Origin of the sequence: uncultured Campylobacter sp. (assembly GCF_937890585.1) — a bacterium.
Classification (GTDB): domain Bacteria; phylum Campylobacterota; class Campylobacteria; order Campylobacterales; family Campylobacteraceae; genus Campylobacter_A.
This window is the reverse complement of the sequence record NZ_CALACG010000266.1, coordinates 1-1780: the sequence shown is the minus strand read 5'-3', so window position 1 is coordinate 1780 and position 1780 is coordinate 1. Positions and strand designations below refer to the sequence as shown.

Genomic DNA, 1780 nt, shown 5'->3' with positions numbered 1-1780 from the left:
GTGGTTGATATCACCATCTAGCATAGCTGTATTTCTATTTTGATTTGTTATTTGATCCGATTTTTCATTTAGAACATTACCATGCTCATCAAGCTCAACAAATTTAACTTCAGCCTTACCAACATTTTCAAATTTAACACTTGAAGTAGTTTTAAGGGCCGTGTTATCTAGCTCAGCTGTGATACTAGCTGCATTTCCGAGGGCTGTTTGGTAGTGGTTATAGTTATAGCCAACCTTTATGCCATTATCGCCGTCAAATACATTGTTGCCTTTTGTATCTATAACGCTTGTAACGTTGCCACTAGCATCTTTATGAACTGTGTAATAGTCATTTATGCCAGTGCCTATAACGTGTATCTTGCTGCCGTCCTTTGCAAGGTTTGGTATGCTGATGGTTGCAGTAGCTTTTGCGCCATCCTCAGCATAGTTCTCGCCTCTTGTGATAGTACCGTTGCCATCTGCGTCATCATTAAATTTGATAGTAAATTTATCTGGAGCAGTAGTCTCGCCTGTGGCTGTGTTGCCAGCGCTATCAGTAGCCTTTGCGGTCACTGGAGTGTTGTCTTTTGTCGCATCGTCGCTGATAGTGACCTTGCCACTATTTGGATCAAGTTTAAAAGCGCCTGTTGGAGCTGTCGTCTTGTCAGGAGTATTGTCCACAACCCAGCCAACACTTGAGTTTTTGACCACGGTTATAGTTTGTGAGTTGCCGTTATTATCTGTGTATGAAATTTCAACCTTTGTCGCGTCATTGTCGTGAGGCACTACATCAACTGTGCCGTCAGCTTTTGGAGTGAGATCTACCTGCGGCGGCACAACGTCTGATACTGGAGTAGTAACTGGAGTACCATTGCCTGCATCATCTTTTGGAGTAACTTTTACCTCAGTACCTGGTTTTAGTGGTTCATTATTTGGTGTAGGAACACTAAATGTACCATCAGGATTTACTGGAACTGTAACTGAGGTATGACCAGGAATTTCAACAATTACAGTGGTATTTGGATCTGGGTTTGGAACCTTACCAGTTACTACTGTTGAAGTGTTGTTAATTGGGTCTAGAGTTACTGTTGGGATAGTAGTATCTACAAAACCAGCACCGCCACCAGCATTATCGGCTGCGCCGCTTACGCCGCCTATCCTCTCAGCACCTCTTGCGCTGTTTAGATCGCCTATAGAGCGGAAATTTTCATTGATATTTGAATAGTGACCGCCCTCATCAAACGACGCTGCACCAAGGCTAACGCCATCTCCACCACCAGCTGCGGCTGCGTTACCACCAGCGGCAGTCTCCTCTAGTTTTGTTAGATCCTCGCCGTTTAACAACGCTTTTTGCAAGTCACTAACATCTGCTACGGTATTTGGTTTTTCTCCTGCGGCTACATTTTCGTCAAGCTTTAACGACTCATCACCCAAGATGGTGACATCTTTGCCATTGTCCATTGAAACTACGGCTTTAGAAGAAGCTGAAGAGGTCTTTACAACCTCCCCAAGATATAAAGCGTCGCCAACTTTTAAAACGCGGCTAACGCCATTTTGATCTACAGCTACTACTAAGCCTGAGATTTGTTTGATTACTCCTACTTGAGTTTGCATGTCTATCCTTATCGTAAAATAAATTTTACGTAATTTTAAGACATTTTAATCCTCTTTGTATATTGTACTTTAGTACAGTTGTGACATTATTGTGCTGCGATAACCTCAATTTCTACAAGTGCATCTTTTGGCAAAGTCTTCACAGCTACCGTGCTTCTAGCTGGATATGGCTCTTTGAAAAATTTAG

Annotated in this window: 2 protein-coding genes; both read right to left on the bottom strand. The window is 42.6% G+C overall.

Features of this window, described 5'->3' with window-relative positions; all coding sequences use genetic code 11:
- On the bottom strand, window positions 1–1593 hold a 1593-nt coding region (locus Q0296_RS08065; RefSeq protein ID WP_298039123.1), incomplete at its 3' end, for a retention module-containing protein.
- Window positions 1594–1679: 86 nt separating this feature from the next.
- On the bottom strand, window positions 1680–1780 hold a 101-nt coding region (locus tag Q0296_RS08060; protein ID WP_298039127.1), incomplete at its 5' end, for a Rid family hydrolase.